The organism is Pseudomonas sp. SWRI50, from assembly GCF_014269095.1.
GTDB classification, from domain to species: Bacteria; Pseudomonadota; Gammaproteobacteria; order Pseudomonadales; family Pseudomonadaceae; genus Aquipseudomonas; species Aquipseudomonas kermanshahensis.
Genome location: NZ_JABWRW010000001.1, coordinates 174,036 through 187,813, shown reverse-complemented (window position 1 = coordinate 187,813; position 13,778 = coordinate 174,036). Strand labels below are relative to the sequence as shown.

Sequence of the window (13,778 nt, the reverse complement as noted above, 5' to 3'; positions counted from 1 at the left end):
CGAATGTCATCGTTTGGTGACATTCGCGGGGATACCCGCACACACGCTCACTCCAGCCCTCGCGGCAGATACAACGTGACCCGCAAACCACCCTCGCGCAGGTTGAGCAAGCTCACTTCACCGCCATGGCTATGGGCTATGTTGCGCGCAATCCCTAAGCCCAACCCGTACCCCTGCTGCTGCCCGGCCAGCCTGAAGTGCGGCTCGAACACCTGCTCCATCTGCTGCTGCGGCACCCCCGGCCCGTGGTCATCGACCTGCAGGACAAAGCCCTCGGCGCTGTCGATAACCCGCAGCCGCGCGCGCTCGCCGTACTTGATGGCGTTGTCGATCAGGTTGCCGATGCAGCGGCGCAACGCCAGCGGCTTGCCCGGGTAGGGCGCCAGCGCTTGGCCCTCCACCGTGATGCGGCCATCGCCAAGGTAAGGCTCGGCCAGGATGTCCAGCACCTGGTTAAGGTCGACCGGCTCGATGTTCTCGTGGATATCGGTGTCTTTCACACACTGCAACGCGCCTTTGACCAACAGCTCCAGCTCATCCAGGTCTTGGCTGAACTTGGCCTGCAGGCGCTCGTCTTCCAGCAGTTCGACGCGCAGGCGCAAGCGCGTGATGGGCGTACGCAGGTCATGGGAAATAGCGCTGAACAGCTGGCTGCGTTCGGTCAGGTAGCGGCTGATCCGCTCGCGCATGCTGTTGAAGGCCCGGCCGACTTCAACCACCTCACTGCCCCCGCCTTCGGCCACGGGGGCCACATCGGCGCCCAGCGACAACTCCCGCGCAGCGCGCGCCAGGCGCTTGAGTGGCCAGCTTTGCCAGTGCACCAACAGGCCGATGAACAGCAACAGCAAGGCGGTGGTGAGCACAATGAAACCGATCTGCTGGCGGGGCAGGCGCTCGGCCTCAAGGCCGGTGTAGGGCTCGGGCAGCAGCGAGGCGATGTACAGCCACTCACCCTCGCCCAGGCGGATCTGTGTCACCAGTACGGGTGGGTTGAGCGGCTCTAGGGTCAGCGAATAATGCGCCCAGGAACGTGGCAGTTCATCGAGTTTCAGGCCACTGTTGAAAATGCGCAGGTCATCGGGGGCGACGAACGCCACGCTGACTTCCATCTGCGGCCCCAAGCGTTCGTGCAGCACCTGCTGGAACACCTCGATCACCGCCTGCTTGCGTGGGGTGACGGGCAGCACCGGCATGTCCAGCGGCTTGTCGTTGAGCGACACGAAAAAGCGCGTGCCACCCATGCTGCGCAGCTGGTCGAGCACCATCGGCCGGTAGGCCACGGGCAGCGACCGGAAGTAGCTGACGCTGGCACTCATCGAATGGGCCAGGCTGCTGGCACTGGCGCGCAGGCCTTGCAGCTGGCTGGCACGCAGTTGAGCGACCCAGATGACACTGGACAAGCCTTGGGCCAGCAGCACCACCAGCAAGGTCAGCAGCAGCATGCGCCCGAGCAGCGAGCGAGGCAGCAGGCGCCAGCGCCGCTCAGGAAGCGCAGCAGACATGGGCAGCCAGCAGGTAGCCACTGCCACGCACGGTGCGGATCAGCCGTGGTGGTTTTTCGGTGTCGCGCAGACGCTGGCGCAGGCGGCTGACCGCCATGTCGACGATACGGTCCAGCGGCATCGGTTCACGCCCCCGGGTGGCATTGCCGATGGTGTCGCGGTCGAGGATTTGCTGGGGGTGATCGAGAAACAGTTTCAGCAGGGCGAAATCGGCACCCGACAAGATCACCTCTTCGCCATCGCGGTGAAACAGGCGGTGGCTGACCGTGTCCAGGCGCCAGTCATCAAAGGCCAGCACGGCACTGCTCGGCGCCGCCTGGCCGAACTCGGCACGGCGCAGCAAGGCCTTGATCCGCGCCTGCAGTTCACGCGGGCTGAACGGTTTGCCGAGGTAGTCGTCGGCGCCCAGCTCCAGGCCGATGACCCGGTCGGCTTCGTCAGAGCTGGCGGTGAGCATGATGATCGGCACCCGCGCTTGACGCGGGTGTTGACGCACCCAGCGGCACAGGCTGAAGCCATCTTCATCGGGCAGCATCACATCGAGAATGACCAGGTCGCAGGGCGTGTTTTCCAGGGCCTGACGAAAGCCCCGCCCGTCGGCCTCGGCGTGTACCTGGAAGCCGGAACGGCTCAGGTAGGTTTGCAGCAGTTCGCGGATTTCCTGGTCGTCGTCGACCATCAGGATCGATTTTCCGGCAGTGCTCAAGATGGTCCGTCCTCTTGTTGTATGCAGGTCTTTTTGCCTGCTGTCGGGTATTGCTATTGGGGCTGCTTTGCAGCCCTTCGCAGCACAAGGCTGCTCCTACAGGAACCACGCCATCAGTGATCCAGCGCCATCCTGTAGGAGCAGCCTTGTGCTGCGAAGGGCCGCAAAGCGGCCCCATCAGTGATCCAGCGCCTGCTGCAACGCCACCCCGGCCCCCAGCAGCCCCGAAAACTCCGCCGTCACCAACCACACCGGCACCCCGGCAAAATACCCACTCATGCAGCCCTTGTCGGCAAAGCTCCTGGCAAACCCACTGCGCAGGAACAGCTCGGCAAACCGAGGGATCACCCCCCCGACAATATAAACCCCACCGCGCGCGCCCAAGGTCAGCACATTGTTACCCGCCACGCGGCCCAGAAAGCGGCAGAACTGCTCGACCACCGCCAACGCCCGCGGCTCACCGCCCAGGGCGGCATCGGTAATCTGCGCCGGGGTCTTGTGGCGCGGTGTGTCGCCATCCAGCGCGCACAGGGCTTGATACAAGCGCACCAGGCCTGCGCCACTGAGCACGGTCTCAGCACTGACATGGCCAATCTGGCTGTGAATCTGTTGGTGGATCGCGGCCTCACGGGCATTGCCCACCGGCAGGTCGACATGCCCACCTTCACCGGGTAGCGCCTGCCAGTGCTGCTCGCCAAGGCGCAGCAGGCTGCCGACACCCAGCCCGGTACCAGGCCCGATTACCAGCGCAGGCCGCAGCGGGTCGGCATGGCCAGGGCACACCTCGTGAAACTCGCCCGCTTGCAGGCGGGTCATGCCCAGCGCCATGGCCGAGAAGTCGTTGATCAGCATCAGCCGCTCGACCTGCAGCGTGTTGCAGAACGCCCGGCGGCTCAGGCGCCAATGGTTGTTGGTGAAGCGAAACTCATCGCCATCGACCGGCCCGGCCACCGCCAGGCACACCGCCGACAGGCCACCCCGGGCAATGCCCTGATCCTTCAGGTAGGCCTCGATGGCCTGCTCAGGGCTTGTGTAGTCCGCGGTCGCGAATACCTTCACCTGGTACAGCTGGTTGTCACGCCACAACGCAAAACGGGCATTGGTGCCACCGATGTCGCCAACCAGCAAGTCCTTCATTTGAGGTTCTCCAAAGCCGAGGTAAAGGCGCTGGCGCCCTGTTCGGCCGGGCTGAACGCCATGCGCATGAAGCCGAACAGCTCGCGCCCGCAACCCAGGTCATTGCCTTGGGGGGCGGGTGGCAGGTCACGGCTGGCCAGTTCTTCGGCCGATACCTTCACCTGCAGCGTGCCGGCAACGCCATCGACCCGCACGATATCACCCTCGCGCACGCGCGCCAGCGGGCCGCCATCGTAGGCTTCGGGGCACACGTGGATGGCGGCCGGGATCTTGCCCGACGCGCCCGACATGCGCCCGTCGGTCACCAGCGCCACTTTGTAGCCGCGGTCCTGCAGCACACCCAGGAACGGCGTCAGCTTGTGCAGCTCGGGCATGCCGTTGCAACGCGGCCCCTGGAAGCGCACCACGGCGACGAAGTCGCGCTCCAGCTCACCAGCCTTGAAGGCATCGGCCAGCGACTGCTGGTCGTGGAAGATCCGCGCCGGGGCCTCCACCACCTGGTGTTCGGGGGCAACGGCGGAGACTTTCATCACACCACGCCCCAGGTTGCCTTCCATCACCCGCAGGCCGCCTTCGGCCGAGAACGGCCGCGCCGCTGGGCGCAGAATGCTTTCGTCCAAGCTCTGCGTCGGCCCTTCGCGCCAGACCAGCTTGCCGTTGTCGAGGAACGGCTCTTGGGTATAACGGCGCAAGCCATGGCCTGCCACGGTGTTGACGTCTTCGTGCAGCAAGCCGGCATCGAGCAGCTCGCGAATCAGGAAAGCCATACCGCCGGCGGCCTGGAAGTGGTTGATGTCGGCCTTGCCGTTGGGGTAGACGTGAGACAGCGTCGGCACCACTTCGGACAGGTCGGCCATGTCTTGCCAGGTCAACTGGATGCCTGCCGCCTGGGCGATCGCCGGCATGTGCAAGGTGTGGTTGGTGGAGCCGCCGGTGGCGTGCAAGGCAACGATCGAGTTGACCAGTGCCTTCTCGTCGACGATCTCGCCCAGCGGCATGAAGCTGCCACTGGCCTTGGTCATACGCGTGACCTGCTGCGCCGCCTCGGCGGTGAGCGCGTCACGCAATGGCGTGTAAGGGTTGACGAACGAGGCGCCCGGCAGGTGCAGCCCCATCACTTCCATCACCAGCTGGTTGGTGTTGGCGGTGCCGTAGAAGGTGCAGGTGCCTGGGCTGTGGTAGGAGTTCATCTCCGATTCCAGCAGTTCTTCGCGGCTGGCCTTGCCTTCGGCGTAGCGCTGGCGCACGTCGGCCTTCTGCTTGTTGGAGATGCCCGACAGCATCGGGCCACCTGGCACGAAAATGGTCGGCAAGTGCCCAAAGCGCAGCGCACCCATCATCAGGCCGGGGACGATCTTGTCGCAGATGCCGAGCATCAGCGCGGCGTCGAACATGTTGTGCGACAGGGCAACAGCGGTGGACATGGCGATCACTTCACGGCTGGCGATGGCCAGCTCCATGCCCGGCTCGCCCTGGGTCACGCCATCGCACATGGCCGGCACTCCGCCGGCGAACTGGCCAACCGAGCCGACGTCGCGCAGGGCTTGTTTGATCTGTTCGGGGAAGTGCTGGTACGGCTGGTGCGCCGAGAGCATGTCGTTGTAGGCGGAGACGATGGCGACGTTGGCCGCGTTCATCAGGCGCAGGCTCTGCTTGTCCTGCGCGCCACAACCGGCGACGCCGTGGGCGAAGTTGGCGCACTGCAAGCTGGCACGCATGGGTCCGTCACTGGCCGCGCCGCGAATCAGCTGCAGGTAGCGTTCACGGGTGGCACGGCTGCGTTCGACCAGCCGTTGGGTGACCTCAAGGATGCGCGGGTGCATGTACTGGACTCCAGGCTAACTGTAGGGGCGGCTTACCGGGCATTTCCCCTCCAAACGATTGCGACCTAGGCTCTAGGAAAGGGCCTGGAGGTCTCGCTGGGGTGGCCTGCCCGACCACTCGTTGTATGTTTAAACAAAATACTGCCACTAAAAAGGCTTGTTTTCTATCTGATAGTGAATAATCTTGTAATTCCAACAACAAAACCGTTTCAGTGAAGCCCCTTTGTGCCACAGGCCTCACTCGAACCGCCAGAGGTAATGCCATGACCCTTCGCATCGCCATCAATGGATTCGGCCGCATTGGGCGTAATGTCCTCCGCGCACTGTATACCCAAGGCTACCGCCAGGACCTGCAGGTCGTCGCCATCAACGACCTGGGCGACAGCGCCATGAACGCCCATCTGCTCAAGTACGACAGCGTGCACGGCACCTTCGACGCCAGCGTCGAAGCCGATCATGAAAGCCTGACGGTCAATGGTGACCGCATCGCAGTCAGTGCCATCCGCAACCCGGCCGAACTGCCCTGGAAGGCCGAAGCGATCGACGTGGTGTTCGAATGCACCGGGCTGTTTACCGAACGCGCCAAGGCCGCCGCGCACCTCGCCGCCGGGGCTGGCAAGGTGATCGTCTCGGCGCCAGCCAAGGGCGCCGATGCCACCGTGGTGTACGGGGTCAACCACGACGTGCTGCGCGCTTCGCACCAGATCATTTCCAATGCCTCCTGCACCACCAACTGCCTGGCGCCCATCGCCCAGGTGCTGCACCGCGAGTTCGGCATCGAGCAGGGCCTGATGACCACCATCCATGCCTACACCAACGACCAGGTACTGACCGACGTCTACCACAGCGACCCCTACCGGGCGCGCTCGGCCACCCAGTCGATGATCCCCAGCAAGACCGGCGCCGCCGAAGCCGTAGGCCTGGTGCTGCCGGAGCTGGCCGGCAAGCTGACCGGCATGGCGGTACGAGTACCGGTGATCAACGTGTCGCTGGTGGACCTCACCGTCAACCTCAAGCGCGAAGCCAGCGCCGACGAAGTCAACCAACTGTTCCTGGAGGCCAGCCGACATTCCAGAGTATTGGGCTACAACGCGCTGCCTTTGGTTTCCTGCGATTTCAACCACAACCCGTTATCGTCGATCTTCGATGCCAACCATACCCGGGCCAATGGGCGGATGCTCAAGGTGCTGGCCTGGTATGACAATGAATGGGGGTTCTCTAACCGGATGCTGGATAACTGCCTGGCGTTGTGCAGCGCCCAGTAAGCCAGCGGCATACGTTTTCCTGCAGGAGCAGCCTTGTGCTGCGAAGAGGCCGGTACAGCCCAGCATTTTCGGGGCGTCTACCGGCCTCTTCGCAGCACAAGGCTGCTCCTACAGCGGGAGGCGCTAGGTTGGGTTAATCACAATCTTTACCATTTCTAAACACTTCCAGACTTGACCTTTGGTACAGATGATAAGCATTATCATTAACCTTTCGTCGGCCAGGTCCCCCCCGTGAGTCAGTCCCGGTTCAACTCCGTCTTCCTCGTCCAACGCCTGACCCTGCTGCGCACCCTGCAACGCATGGTGGGCAACCCCAGCACGGCCGAGGACCTGCTGCAGGAAACCTATCTGCGGGTGTCCCGTGCCTTGAGTGAGCGGCCCATCGAGCATATCGAACCCTTCGTGTTCCAGACTGCGCGCAACCTGGCCCTCGACCACCTGCGCGCACGCCGGGTGCAAGCACGCATGTTGGTCGATGACGTGCCCGACGAGGTGCTGCACAGCATTGCCGCCCCTGCCAGCAGCAGCGAAGACGCCGCCCACGCCGAGCAGTTGCTCGAGCACCTCAGCGTCAGCCTCAACCAACTCAGCGAGCGCCAGCAGCGCATCTTTATCCTCAGCCGCCTGCATGGCGCCACCTACCTGGAAATCGCCGAGCAATTGAACGTCTCGGCCAGCACGGTTCAGAAGGAACTGAAACTGATCATGGCGATCTGCATGGGCGTCGCCGACCGCCTCAAGTGAAACGACCACCGGCCCGCCAGGCAACGCAAAGCGCTTGCCACACCCCGCCTTAGCCTTGATCATTCGTGAATAACCCTTTCAAGGATTCACCGTGACCGACCACCCCGCCCCTCGCCCGACACCCGCCGGGCTCAATGCCCGTGCCCGTGCCAGGGACGAGGCGCTGGACTGGCTGGTACGCCTGCAATGCGCCGATGCACAGGACACCCAGGCCTTCGAAGCCTGGCTCAGCGCCGCACCGGAAAACGCCGAAGCCTACGTTGAAGCAGAAGCGCTGTGGAATGGCATGCCGCTGCACCAGGCTGCCGTGCAACTGCATCAGGGCCAGCGTCGGTCGTTGCGCGGGCGCCTGCGCAGCCACTGGAAGCCCTTGGCCACCGCTGCGGTGCTACTGGTCGGCCTGTTCACCCTCGGCAACCTGCCCATGCGCCTGCAGGCCGACCACCTGACCGTCGTCGGTGAGCGCCAGCGCCTGCAGCTGGACGACGGCGCAAAAGTGCTGCTCAACACCAATTCGGCGTTTGCCAGCGACCTGCGCGAAGGGCGTCAGGTGGCCCGTCTGCTCCAGGGCGAGGCCTACTTCCAGGTCCCTGAGGGCGGGCAAGTGCCGCTCGAAGTCCAGGCCGGCCCTTTGCGCGCCCAGGTGCGTGATACCGACTTTGCCGTGCGTTACCTGGACGGCGAAGCCCAGGTGCGGGTACAGCGCGGTGACGTTGACCTGCAGGCCTCAAGTGACCAGCGCATCCGCCTCAGTGCCGGCGACAGCATCAGCGTCGGCCCTCAGGGCTTTGGCCAGCGACAGCGCGCAGACATGCAAAAGGACCTGGCCTGGGTCGATGGCCGCCTGGTATTCGAGAACTGCCCGTTGAGCCAGGTGCTGGCCGAGGTCAGGCGCTACTACCCCGGCTGGATCATCAACCGTAACGCCGGCCTCGAAGACGTTGCGGTGACCGGCAACTATCGCCTCGACCAACCGTTGGAAACCCTGCGTGCCTTAGCCCACATCACCTCTGCCCGGCTGCATGAATACCCCGCGGTGGTCATCCTCAACTGAGTGACCGCTGCATCCCTTGCCTGTGCGATAAATTATTTTTACGCGATCGCGCTGCCCCGCCCGTCTCGTTATAGCCAATGCAACTGATTCTTGTTTGAAAACAAGAACGGTCATCACCTATAACAGTTCGCGCGTCTGGGAGCGCTTTCGATGTCCACAGGTCCAACTCGCCCGTCCACACTTTCCCGCCGTACAGGGCAATTGTCCCTGCTGAGCCTGGCCCTGCTCGCCTGCGGCGCCTGCAGCCTGCCAGCCCTGGCCGCCGAACCTGCCCAGGCCAGCAGCCCGCGCATGGGCGACTATCGCTTCAGCATCGGCCAGCAGCCGCTGGTCTCGGCCATCAATGCCTTCAGCCAGGTGACCGGCTGGCAAGTCGGTTTCAGTGCCGAGTTGGCCGATAACGTGGCCTCGCCAGGGGTGCAAGGCGCGCTGCCACCAGAAGCTGCGCTCAAGCGCCTGCTCAAGGGCACGGGCCTAGGCTATCGCAAGATCAGTAACGGCAATGTGGTGCTCGAACGCCAGACCACGGGCAATGTCATCGCCCTGCAGCAGGTGACTGTCAGCGCCACGCGCAGCGCCCAGGACGTCAGCCAGGTGCCGAGCACCGTCAGCGTGCAGACCCGCGAGCAATTGGACCGGCAAAACGTCAACAACATTCAGGACCTGGTGCGTTACGAGCCGGGGGTTTCGGTGGCGGGTACCGGCCAACGCAGCGGCCTGAACGGTTACAACATCCGCGGCATCGACGGTGAGCGGATCCTCACCCAGGTCGACGGCGTGTCGATCCCCGACAGCTTCTTCTACGGCCCTTACGCCCAGACCCAGCGCAACTATGTCGACCCCGAAATCGTCAAGCGCGTGGAGATCCTGCGCGGCCCGGCGTCGGTGCTGTACGGCAGCAACGCCATCGGCGGTGCGGTGAGCTACTTCACCCTCGACCCAGACGACATCATCAAACCCGGCAAGGACGTCGGCGCCCGCTTGAAGACCGGTTACAGCTCGGCCGACGAAAGCTGGCTGACCTCCGCCACCGTTGCCGGCCGCCAGGGCGACGTCGATGGCTTGCTGCACCTGAGCCAGCGCAACGGCCACGAGACCGAATCGTACGGTGGCCACAGCGGTGACGGCCTGGCCCGCACCGAAGCCAACCCGCAGGACGCGCGCACCACCAACGTGCTGGCCAAACTGGGCTGGAACTACGCCGACGACGCACGCCTGGGGTTCACCTACGAGCGTTACAAGGATGACCGCGACCAGAATATTCTCAGTGCGGTGGGTGGGCCGTTCATTCCAGGTTTCGGCGGCATGGGTTACTACAAGGCACGCAGTGGTAACGACACCATCACTCGCGAGCGCTTCGGCATCAATCATGAATTTGGCCTGGACTCGCTGGTAGCCGACCACATGAAGTGGAGCCTGAACTACCAGATCGCCAAGACCGACCAGCACACCGAGGAAGTCTACGCACCACCTGGCCGTCAGGTTCTGCGAACCCGGGACACCACCTACAAAGACCGCCAGTGGGTGTTCGATGCCCAGCTGGACAAGGCCTTCAGCATCGGTGCTACCGACCATTTGCTGACCTATGGCACCACCCTCAAGCACGAGAAGGTCACCGGATCGCGCAGTGGCACGGGCACCTGCCTGGCGGTTGGCTCGGGTTGCAGCGCCGCCGGTGCAGACCGCCCGGCAGACGGCCAGGCCCTGGTCAGCGACTTCCCGGACCCGACCGTGAACACCTACAGCCTGTTCGTCCAGGACGAAATCCGCTGGAACAACTGGACCTTCCTGCCCGGCGCCCGCTACGACTACACGCACATGGAGCCCACGTTCACCGACGCCTTCCTGCGTGGCCTGGAGTCTACCGGCACGGCGCCTACCTCCCAGGACGACTCGGACAAGAAGTGGCACCGCGTCTCGCCCAAATTCGGCCTGACCTACGCCTTCAACGATAACTACACCTGGTACGGCCAGTACGCCGAAGGCTTCCGCACCCCGACCGCCAAGTCCATGTACGGCCGCTTCCAGAACCTAGAACAAGGCTACCGCGTAGAGGGCAACCCGGGGCTTGAGCCTGAGAAGAGCAAAAGCTACGAAACCGGCCTGCGCGGCAACTTCGATGCCGGTAACTTCGATGTGGCGGTGTACTACAACAAGTACCGCGACTTCATCGACGAAGACGCCGTGCAAAGCGCCAACCTGGAGCAAACCTTCCAGGCCAACAACATCAAGCACGCCACCATCAAGGGCGCCGAGGTCAAGGGCCGCCTGAACCTGGATCACTTCGGTGCGCCGCAAGGCCTGTACACCCAGGGCTCGATTGCCTACACCTACGGCCGCAACGATGACACCGGCCAGCCATTGAACACCGTCAACCCGCTCAAGGGCGTGTTCGGCCTGGGTTACGAACAGCAGAACTACGGCGGCCTGTTGAGCTGGACGCTGGTCAAGCGCAAGACCCGCGTGGACGACACCCACTTCTACGCGCCCGACGGTTCGAGCAGCAAGTTCCGCACCCCGGGCTATGGTGTGCTGGACCTGACCGGCTTCTACAAGGTGACCGACGACGTCACCATCAACGCCGGCCTGTACAACCTTGCCGACAAGAAGTACTGGCAGTGGGATTCGGTGCGCAGCTACGACGGCCAGGGTGAAGCGGCTGTGACCCAACCGGCCAACATGGACCGCCTGACCATGCCGGGGCGTAACTTTGGAATCAATGTGGTGTGGGATATCTGAGGTAGGCCTTGGGTGCTATAGCGCCTATGAGACCGAGCGCCGCCCGCGCGGCGCTCGATGTCCCAGGCGCTACACCACTCAAGGCCCACACCAGAAAACCCCAGTTTTTTTACTGTCCCGCCCCCGCTGTTTCGTCTTGTCTCTAGACGCCCCCTTTTTCCAAGGACTGCCCCATGACCGAACGCCCAGCCCTGCGCTCCCAGCGCCTCAACCAGATCACCCACGCCCCGCACGCCGAGCTGGATGCCCTGGTCAAGTCCCACGCGCCCTTCGACAGCCGTGAAAGCTTCGCCCGCTTCGTGGTCGCCCAGTACCTGTTCCAGTCCGAACTCAAGGCCTTGTACACCGACCCGCAACTGATCGCCATCGTCCCCGATCTGGCCGAGCGCTGCCGCGCCGAGCAGGCTCGCCTGGACCTCGCCGACCTCGACACCGAAGTGCCTGGCCCAGTGCCCGGCGCGGTACAAAATCCGAGCCTGGGCGAAGCCATGGGCTGGATCTTCGTCTCCGAAGGCTCCAAACTGGGCGCTGCGTTTCTGATCAAGCGGGCCGTGGCCCTGGAGCTGTCCGACAGCTTTGGCGCTCGCCACCTGGGCGAACCGGCCGGCGGCCGTGCCGAAGGCTGGAAACAGTTCACCCGTATCCTCGATGGCCTGGCGCTGTCGGCCGACGAAGAGGCCGCCGCCGAACGCGGCGCAGTCGCAGCCTTCGAGCGCTTCACCGAGCTGCTCAAACACGCCTATGCCGCGGATGCCGCGTTGGTCTGACACGCTATGCCCGGCCACCCCACCGGTGGCCGAACCGTTTTTTGCAGTGAGACCATGACCCAACCTGCCCGCTCGAAAATCGCCCGCCTGCTGTATGGAATCCTGGCTTACGTCAGTTTGGGGATAGGCCTGGTCGCGATCGTCATTCCTGGCCTGCCGACCACTGAGTTCATCTTGCTGGCCGCCTGGGCCGCCACCCGCAGTTCACCGCGTCTTTCTGCCTGGCTGGAGAACCACCGGTTGTTCGGGCCGATTCTGTTCAACTGGCGCAATGGCAAGGTGATTCAGCGTCGGGCCAAGGTCAGTGCAACCCTCTGCATGCTGCTGTGCGCGGGGCTGATGCTGACCTTCCTCGACCATCACTGGCCCGTGTTTCTGGCGATTGGCGGCATGACCCTGGGCAACCTGTGGATCTGGTCACGCCCAGAACAGGCCTGCCCAGCCGGCTCACAAGCTCAGCAACCCTGAATACAGGGCATACGCCGCCAGCGCAGCGCCCGCCAGCACCGCGGCAAAAATGAGCTTCTCCCACGTCGTGAACAGGGTCTGCCCCTGCTCGTGCTTGGCCCTGGCGAACAGAATCACCCCAGGGGCATACAACAGTGCCGACAGCAGCAGGTACTTGAGCCCACCGGCATACAGCAGCCACACCGCATACAGCAGAGCAACCAACGCCACCAGCAGGTCTTTGCGCCGCAACGCCGCTTGCCCGGCGTAGGTGTCTGCACGTACCGCCAACAACACCGCATACGCCGCTGACCACAGGTAAGGCACCAGGATCATCGACGACGCCAGGTAGATCAGGCTGGTGTAGGTCCCAGCCGAAAACAGCGTAATCAGTAGAAACCCCTGGATCATGCAGTTGGTCAGCCACAGGGCGTTGGCCGGTACATGGTTGGCGTTTTCCTTGGCCAGAAAGCGCGGCATGGTCTTGTCACGCGCGGTGGCAAACAGGATCTCCGCACACAGCAACGCCCAGGAAAGCAGTGCGCCGAGCAGCGAAATGGCCAAGCCGATACTGATCAGCAACGCACCCCACGGGCCGACGATGTGCTCCAGCACCGAGGCCAACGACGGGTTCTGCAAACCCGCCAGCTCTGGTTGGGTCATCACGCCCAGCGACAGCACGTTGACCAGCACCAACAGCGCCAGCACCCCCAGAAAACCGATCACCGTGGCCTTGCCCACATCCGAGCGGCGCTGCGCACGCCCGGAATACACACTGGCGCCTTCGATACCGATGAACACGAACACGGTCACCAGCATCATGTTGCGCACCTGGTCCAGCACATTGCCGAACTGCGGGTTGCTCAAGCCCCAGATATCACGGGTAAAGATATCGGCCCGGAATGCGAAGGCCGCGATGACGATGAAGATCAGCAACGGCACCACCTTGGCCACGGTGGTCACCTGGTTGATGAACGCCGCCTCCTTGATCCCGCGCAACACCAGAAAGTGCACCGCCCACAGCAGCAGCGAAGCGCAGCCGATGGCGATGGGCGTGTTGCCCTCGCCAAACACCGGAAAATAAAACCCCAGCGTACTGAACAGCAGCACGAAATAGCCGACGTTGCCGAGCCAAGCACTGATCCAGTAACCCCAGGCCGACGAAAAGCCCATGTAGTCGCCAAAGCCGGCCTTGGCGTAGGCATACACACCCGAGTCCAGTTCGGGCTTGCGGTTGGCCAGCGTCTGGAACACGAACGCCAGGGCCAGCATGCCAACCGCGGTGATGGCCCAACCGATCAGCACCGCCCCCACATCGGCACGCGCCGCCATGTTCTGTGGCAGCGAGAAGATCCCGCCGCCGATCATCGAGCCAACCACCAGTGCGATCAACGCGCCCAAGCGCAGCTTCTGTCCCGGTTCGCTCATGTGCCTCCCTTTTTTCACCCGCTGTCATGCGTTTGAAACAGCCGTGGCGGCCATATAAAAGGCATGATTTATATTGAATAAGGCCATAAAAGCTATAGCAGTCATAACTGCTTTGTCTATGCGATGCCTCAGTAAAAACTAGCAGCTGCCCAGCAACTAGGGAAGA

11 protein-coding genes are annotated in these 13,778 nt (G+C 63.5%); 6 read left to right on the top strand and 5 right to left on the bottom strand.

The features are described 5' to 3' along the window. Nucleotides 1–47: 47 nt before the first annotated feature. The 4 genes from HU750_RS00900 to edd form a co-directional block, all read right to left on the bottom strand. Nucleotides 48–1,502, bottom strand: a complete 1,455-nt coding sequence (locus HU750_RS00900; RefSeq protein WP_027595663.1) for an ATP-binding protein — start codon at nt 1,500–1,502, stop codon at nt 48–50. Next, nucleotides 1,483–2,208, bottom strand: a complete 726-nt coding sequence (gene gltR, locus HU750_RS00895; protein ID WP_186675702.1) for a two-component system response regulator GltR — start codon at nt 2,206–2,208, stop codon at nt 1,483–1,485. Before gltR ends, HU750_RS00900 begins: the two co-directional genes overlap by 20 nt. A 177-nt stretch (nt 2,209–2,385) precedes the next feature. After that, nucleotides 2,386–3,345 (bottom strand): glucokinase, encoded by a 960-nt coding sequence (locus tag HU750_RS00890; RefSeq protein ID WP_186675700.1) that lies wholly within the window; start codon nt 3,343–3,345, stop codon nt 2,386–2,388. Beyond that, nucleotides 3,342–5,168, bottom strand: coding sequence for a phosphogluconate dehydratase (edd, locus tag HU750_RS00885; protein ID WP_085272682.1), 1,827 nt, complete (start codon nt 5,166–5,168; stop codon nt 3,342–3,344). Before edd ends, HU750_RS00890 begins: the two co-directional genes overlap by 4 nt. A gap of 263 nt (nt 5,169–5,431) precedes the next feature. Between edd and gap the strand changes: the two genes are divergently transcribed. The 6 genes from gap (at nt 5,432) to HU750_RS00855 (ending at nt 12,205) form a co-directional block, all read left to right on the top strand. Then, entirely contained in the window at nt 5,432–6,433 is a 1,002-nt protein-coding gene (gap, locus tag HU750_RS00880) for a type I glyceraldehyde-3-phosphate dehydrogenase (protein ID WP_027595659.1), read from the top strand. Between the two features lie 231 nt (nt 6,434–6,664). After that, a complete protein-coding gene (locus HU750_RS00875) occupies nt 6,665–7,177 on the top strand; it encodes an RNA polymerase sigma factor (protein ID WP_027595658.1) in 513 nt (170 codons plus the stop codon). 91 nt (nt 7,178–7,268) lie between these two features. Continuing rightward, nucleotides 7,269–8,231: a FecR domain-containing protein gene (locus tag HU750_RS00870; protein ID WP_186675698.1), complete on the top strand. Its 963-nt coding sequence runs from the start codon at nt 7,269–7,271 to the stop codon at nt 8,229–8,231. Between the two features lie 150 nt (nt 8,232–8,381). Further along, a complete protein-coding gene (locus HU750_RS00865) occupies nt 8,382–10,970 on the top strand; it encodes a TonB-dependent receptor (RefSeq protein WP_186675697.1) in 2,589 nt (862 codons plus the stop codon). A gap of 173 nt (nt 10,971–11,143) precedes the next feature. After that, nucleotides 11,144–11,737, top strand: a complete 594-nt coding sequence (locus HU750_RS00860) for a biliverdin-producing heme oxygenase (RefSeq protein WP_027595655.1) — start codon at nt 11,144–11,146, stop codon at nt 11,735–11,737. A 54-nt stretch (nt 11,738–11,791) separates the two neighbouring features. Beyond that, complete coding sequence (locus tag HU750_RS00855; protein ID WP_186675696.1) at nt 11,792–12,205, top strand: YbaN family protein; 414 nt, start codon at nt 11,792–11,794, stop codon at nt 12,203–12,205. Here HU750_RS00855 and arcD read toward each other — a convergent pair. Further along, nucleotides 12,185–13,612 (bottom strand): arginine-ornithine antiporter, encoded by a 1,428-nt coding sequence (gene arcD, locus HU750_RS00850; RefSeq protein WP_186675695.1) that lies wholly within the window; start codon nt 13,610–13,612, stop codon nt 12,185–12,187. The two genes, HU750_RS00855 and arcD, sit on opposite strands and share 21 nt — an antisense overlap. Nucleotides 13,613–13,778: the final 166 nt, after the last annotated feature.

Bases quoted from the DNA above. Each gene is read 5' to 3' on its own strand.
- HU750_RS00900 (WP_027595663.1), bottom strand. From the start codon at position 1,502: ATGTCTGCTGCGCTTCCTGAGCGGCGCTGGCGCCTGCTGCCTCGCTCG.
- HU750_RS00890 (WP_186675700.1), bottom strand. From the start codon at position 3,345: ATGAAGGACTTGCTGGTTGGCGACATCGGTGGCACCAATGCCCGTTTT.
- edd (WP_085272682.1), bottom strand. From the start codon at position 5,168: ATGCACCCGCGCATCCTTGAGGTCACCCAACGGCTGGTCGAACGCAGC.
- gap (WP_027595659.1), top strand. From the start codon at position 5,432: ATGACCCTTCGCATCGCCATCAATGGATTCGGCCGCATTGGGCGTAAT.
- HU750_RS00865 (WP_186675697.1), top strand. From the start codon at position 8,382: ATGTCCACAGGTCCAACTCGCCCGTCCACACTTTCCCGCCGTACAGGG.
- HU750_RS00860 (WP_027595655.1), top strand. From the start codon at position 11,144: ATGACCGAACGCCCAGCCCTGCGCTCCCAGCGCCTCAACCAGATCACC.
- HU750_RS00855 (WP_186675696.1), top strand. From the start codon at position 11,792: ATGACCCAACCTGCCCGCTCGAAAATCGCCCGCCTGCTGTATGGAATC.
- arcD (WP_186675695.1), bottom strand. From the start codon at position 13,612: ATGAGCGAACCGGGACAGAAGCTGCGCTTGGGCGCGTTGATCGCACTG.